Origin of the sequence: Streptomyces fuscigenes (genome assembly GCF_021556455.1) — a bacterium.
Taxonomy (GTDB): Bacteria; Actinomycetota; Actinomycetes; order Streptomycetales; family Streptomycetaceae; genus Streptomyces; species Streptomyces fuscigenes.
Map to the genome: position 1 here is coordinate 1 of NZ_JAKGCV010000392.1, position 5,204 is coordinate 5,204.

Sequence of the window (5,204 nt, forward strand, 5' to 3'; positions counted from 1 at the left end):
TGTAACACTTCGCCTATACGAGCCCGACAGGCAGGCATTCCAACATAGCGACCTCCGGGCAGCGCAAGGCGCGGCTCTGGCTCCCGGCCGCGATCAGGGCTGTTCAGCGCGTGGCAGGAAGTGGAGGGGTCCAGATGCGGCGACGCGCGCAGGGCCGTCCGGAGAGGGGGTGGCACCCCACCGCACCAGCCATGCAGGCGGCCACCGCCGGCTGCACGCCCGGCGGGGCGGATCGCCGGCACGGCGGGCCGCGGAGGCTGTTTACGGGAGGCATGATCGTACTGGTGGCCTCCGCACGGACGAGCGGACGCGCGACATCACCCGAAATGCTCGACCTCGTACGTGTGTTGCAGCAGCCGTCGCGCCGACGCCCACCGGGCCGCCCGGGTCACGCCGCGACCGCGCGCGGGCCCCGCTCGCACCGTGTGCGGGAGCAGCGGGCACGCGCTCAGCACCGGCCGACTGGGGCGGAGGGCGGGGCGCGGATGTCAGGACGGGGGATCTCGGGACGGAGGATCTCGGGACGGAGGATGTCGCGACGGGGCGGGGTCGCGTCGGGGCGGGGTCGCGGAAAGCGTGTACGAGGTACGGAGTGCCCGTTCCCCTGTGCGGAGTGGCGGACTCCGTGTGCGGAGCACCGGTTCGCGCCGTCGGGCCCCCGCCGGCCACCCTGGTCGGACCACACGCGGCTTCCCGGGGACGGGGCGGCCCGAGGCGGTAGATGCGGGCCCACGGGTCCGCCGCGGCCGTCTCAGGAATCGCCGCGGCGGTCGTTCCTGTGCTCGCCGGACGCCTTCCTGTCGTTCCTGTCGCCCTTGTCGCTCTTGCCGCCCTGGTCCTTCGGGGGTGTCCTGCCGTCGAGTTCGTCCCACCAGGCGTCGGAGGTGGAGTCGCCCGAGGTCTCGTCCCACCATCGGTCGTTGCGGCCGCGGGCATTGCCGATCATGGCCGCCACGGGCGGGATCACCATCGCCACGACACACATGGCGACGGCTGCCGGAATCGACCACAGCCGTACGAACGCCCACGCGGATACGAAGAGGACCAGGCATCCGCACATGAGCGCGAAGTAACGACGACGACGTCGCGTGTCCATGCGTCCAGCGTACGACCGGGCTCCGGACATCGGCCAACGGTGAGGCCTGACACGGACGGCGCGCGGGGCCCGGCCCCCTCAGGGAGCGGGCCCCGCGCGCCGTCGGAGGGGCTGCGCGGCGCGGCGGTCAGACCGCGATCGCGACCTCCGCGAGTCCGCCGGTCTGGGCGACGACCGTGCGGTCCGCCGTCCCGCCGGGCACCAGTGCGCGCAGCGTCCAGGTGCCCTCGGCCGCGTAGAAGCGGAACTGCCCGGTGGCCGAGGTCGGCACCTCCGCGGTGAATTCACCGGTCGAGTCGAGCAGGCGCACGTATCCGGTGACGGGCTCGCCGTCACGCGTCACCTGGCCCTGGATGGTCGTCTCACCGGGCTTGATCGTCGAGGCGTCGGGGCCGCCGGCCTTCGCTCCACACATGCTTCTTCGTCCTTAGGGTCGGGCGGGTTTGCGGTGGGTGGCGGGGCGCCCTCGGGGCGCCCCGCCGACGAGGTGAGCGGTTACTTCGCGGCGCCGAGCTCGATCGGGACGCCGACGAGCGAGCCGTACTCGGTCCACGAGCCGTCGTAGTTCTTGACGTTCTCGACACCGAGCAGCTCGTGCAGCACGAACCAGGTGAGCGCGGAGCGCTCACCGATACGGCAGTACGCGATGGTGTCCTTCGCCAGGTCGACCTGCTCGTCGGCGTAGAGGCCCTTGAGCTCGTCGTCCGACTTGAACGTGCCGTCGTCGTTGGCGTTCTTCGACCACGGGATGTTGCGCGCGGACGGGACGTGGCCCGGACGCTGCGACTGCTCCTGCGGAAGGTGCGCCGGGGCGAGGAGCTTGCCGCTGAACTCGTCGGGCGAGCGCACGTCGACCAGGTTCTCGTTGCCGATCGCGGCGACGACGTCGTCGCGGAAGGCGCGGATCGCGGTGTTCTGCGCCTTGGCCTTGTACGCGGTGGCCGCGCGCTGCGGGACCTCCTCGACCAGCTCGCGGGCGTCGAGCTCCCACTTCTTGCGGCCGCCGTCGAGCAGCTTGACGCTGTCGTGGCCGTACAGCTTGAAGTACCAGTACGCGTACGAGGCGAACCAGTTGTTGTTGCCGCCGTAGAGGATGACGGTGTCGTCGTTCGCGATGCCCTTGGCGGAGAGCAGCTTCTCGAAGCCGGCCTGGTCCACGAAGTCGCGGCGCACCGGGTCCTGCAGGTCCGTCTGCCAGTCGATCTTGACGGCGTTCTTGATGTGGTTCTTGTCGTACGCCGAGGTGTCCTCGTCGACCTCGACGATGACGATCTTCGCGTCGTCGAGGTGCGACTCGACCCAGTCGGCGTCGACCAGGACGTCGGTGCGGCTCATGCTGTGTCCCTCCGGGGCAGTGTTCGGCGAGGTTCTTGTGGGGGCGGCCTCACGGCGGCCCGGCGGCGGCCGCGGGGCGGCAGGGGCGGGCGTGCCCGAGGCAGGGGTGGCCCTCGATCGCAGGGCTGGGGATCCGGAGACCCGGTCGCGGGTGACGGGCGCGGTGCGCGCGTCCGCCCGTACGCACGGGGGTCCGGCTAGGCGTCGCGACAGAGCATGGTGGCAACGCGGCACAGGTCGACTGCCCGCCGCTTTGTGAGATCCACTCGCAGATCCACCCGTCGCTCCATGGTGCGATCGTAAGGACGGAGGAAGAGCGATGTCACTGTCGTGTCGGATGCTGAGACAGGATCGTCCGCATGGCGGTCACCGGACGGAATCGCGCCCGGTCCTCGACGCGCCCCCGCGCCCTGCCGGGAGGTGCCCGGGACGGCTCCGACGAGGCCGGAAGCCCCGCGGCCGCCCGGCACCGGGCCCCCGGGCGGCCCGCATCTGCGGACCGGACGTCCCCGTCTCAGGATCCGGGCGCACCACCGCCGGATCCGCGCGAGTGCCGGACGGCCGGGCGCGGGCGCCGGACGGACGGGCGCGGGACGGCGGATCGGGACGGGTCGGGGCCGCGGATCGGGACGGGTCGGGACGGTGGATCGGGACGGGACGGTGGATCGGGACGGGACGGGGCCGCTCCCGGTACTCGCGGGCGCCGGCCCCGCATCGGGAGCCGCGTTCCAGGTCCGTTCGCGTCCCGTCCCCGGGCTTGGGAAGGGCGCGGGACCGTCCCCGTATCGCGACCGGTCACCGCGCCCCGTCGCGTGCTCAGCCGGTCAGGGCCACGTTCGTGCCGGTACCGGAGAAGCTCAGGCCGGTCCCCGAGACCGCGACCTTCGACAGCGTCACGGTGGACGGCAGCCCGTCGATCTTCAGGTCGTCGTTGATGAGTCCCTTTATCTGGTCGGCGAGACCGGGGACGGGGAGGCCGGAGATGTCGTCGAACCTCAGCCGCAGGTCGTCGCCCTTCACCATGGTCACGGTGCCGTAGGCGGTGAGCGTCTTGTCCCCGACGAGCTTCGTGACCAGCCCCGACGGGTCCGGGATGTTCTCGGCCTGCATCACGTCCGTCACCTTGGCCACGACCTTGACCTGGCCCTTGGCGGCCCGCTCGGGACCGGCGTACGACACCGTGGCGCCCTGCGGGACCGCGGCGGCGAGGTCCGCGTACGAGATGCGCGCCGACCCCTCGGCGGTGCCGGCCGTGGCGGACGAGAAGCTGCTGTCGATGCGCACGTCACGCAGGACCGCCTCGACGTCGGTGACGTGCACGGTGTGCCCGTTGGCGGTCGCGTTCAGCCGGCCGAGGCCGACGTCGACCTCGTCGAGCGACTTGCCGGCCACCTGCGTCAGGAAGGGGAAGCCCTTCACCGACACGTCGGGCTTGGTGGCGAGGTTCTGGCTGGACTGGATCCGGTCGGCGACCTTGCCCTCGGCGTAGTGCAGCGCGAGTCGGTCGGCGGCCACGAACAGCCCGCCGATGATCACGACGAAGATCAGCAATATCCGCAGTGCGCGCATCGCTCGGTTGCCCCCATGTCGTCGGTGGCGCCCGTGTGGCGCCGCCGTGCTCCCCCTGTGGTGACGGTGAGCCTAGGCCAGTGGTTCATCGGACCGTCGGCCGAGGGCCCGGCGCGGCGGCGGGATGCACCCGTATCGCCCGCAGTGGGGGCCCGGCCAGGCCGCGGACGGCAGGGTCCGAGTCGGCTCCCGGCCGTCGGCCCGCCCGCTTCCGGCGGACCGCCCCGTCGCGGGACGGCCCGGGTCCGGCGGACCGCCCCGTTGCGCCGTGCGGCCCGGGACCCCGGCCCGGGGGCCGTCGCCGCCTGCCGGACGGCCCGCGGGTCCTCACGAACGGGGGCCCGGGCCCTCAGGCCAGGACCCGGCCCAGCAGGTAGACCACCGGGGCGGCGGCCGTCAGCGGCAGGGCGACGCCCGCCGTCATGTGGACGAAACGCGACGGGTAGTCGTAGCTCGCGGCCCGCAGCCCGACGAGGGCGCACACCCCGGCGCCGAGCCCCAGGACGAGGCCCTTCGTGCCGAAGTCGGTGACGGCCCCCATGGCCAGCCCCGCGCCCGCCGCGACGACCAGCGAGGCGACGACCGAGACGGGCCCGGGCAGCGGCAGCGCGCGGACGACGGTGGCGGCCGCGACCGCGACCGCGCCGACGACGACCGCGTCGGACGACGAGGCGAGGCAGCCCGTGGCGACGATCGCGAGCGCGGCCGAGACCACGGTCGCGAACAGGCCCGACAGGCGCGTGTCCGGGTCGGCGTGGCTGCGCAGTTGCAGCACCACCGTCAGCAGCACCCACACGCCGAGCGTGCCCATGATCGCCGCGGGCCCGTTCTCCTTGCCCGCGGCGAGCAGCGCGACGTCGGCGACGAGGCCGCCGAGGAACGCGAGCGCGATGCCCTGGCGGGCCGGCCACATGCCGTTGAGCCGGAACCAGCCGGCCGCCGTCACCGCCTGGAGGAGCACGGCGGGCACGAGCAGCGCGTACGGGCCGAGCGCGGCGCCGCCCGCGAGCAGCAGGCCGAGCACGGCGGTCAGCCCCGCGGGCTGGATGCCGGGCGGAATGATCGGCGAACGGCCCTCGGCACGGGCGCGCTGGGCATCCGTGACGCGGGCGTTCCCGACCGTCGTGGGGGCGCCGTAGCCGGCTCCCGGGCCGCCGGGGCCGCCCGGCCCGCTCGCCTGGGGAGCCACGGGGGCCGCGGGGCC

At 73.5% G+C, this 5,204-nt stretch carries 4 protein-coding genes and 1 pseudogene; all 5 read right to left on the reverse strand.

Going from position 1 to position 5,204, the window contains the following annotated elements; all coding sequences use genetic code 11:
- Positions 1-751: 751 nt before the first annotated feature.
- Entirely contained in the window at positions 752-1,096 is a 345-nt protein-coding gene (locus L1885_RS23130) for a DUF3099 domain-containing protein (RefSeq protein WP_372482006.1), read from the reverse strand.
- Between the two features lie 127 nt (positions 1,097-1,223).
- On the reverse strand, positions 1,224-1,511 hold the full coding sequence (locus L1885_RS23135; RefSeq protein WP_127832476.1) for a DUF1416 domain-containing protein: 288 nt from the start codon (positions 1,509-1,511) through the stop codon (positions 1,224-1,226).
- An 80-nt stretch (positions 1,512-1,591) separates the two neighbouring features.
- Positions 1,592-2,431 carry a sulfurtransferase gene (locus tag L1885_RS23140; RefSeq protein WP_235799106.1) on the reverse strand — a complete coding sequence of 280 codons (840 nt, stop codon included), beginning with the start codon at positions 2,429-2,431 and terminating at the stop codon, positions 1,592-1,594.
- Between the two features lie 816 nt (positions 2,432-3,247).
- On the reverse strand, positions 3,248-4,000 hold the full coding sequence (locus L1885_RS23145) for an LmeA family phospholipid-binding protein (RefSeq protein ID WP_235799107.1): 753 nt from the start codon (positions 3,998-4,000) through the stop codon (positions 3,248-3,250).
- Between the two features lie 349 nt (positions 4,001-4,349).
- Positions 4,350-5,204: pseudogene (locus tag L1885_RS23150) on the reverse strand (hypothetical protein); the annotation flags it as partial.

Excerpts from the sequence above, each read along its gene's own strand:
- L1885_RS23145 (WP_235799107.1), bottom strand. The coding sequence starts at position 4,000 with ATGCGCGCACTGCGGATATTGCTGATCTTCGTCGTGATCATCGGCGGG.
- L1885_RS23130 (WP_372482006.1), bottom strand. The coding sequence starts at position 1,096 with ATGGACACGCGACGTCGTCGTCGTTACTTCGCGCTCATGTGCGGATGC.
- L1885_RS23140 (WP_235799106.1), bottom strand. The coding sequence starts at position 2,431 with ATGAGCCGCACCGACGTCCTGGTCGACGCCGACTGGGTCGAGTCGCAC.
- L1885_RS23135 (WP_127832476.1), bottom strand. The coding sequence starts at position 1,511 with ATGTGTGGAGCGAAGGCCGGCGGCCCCGACGCCTCGACGATCAAGCCC.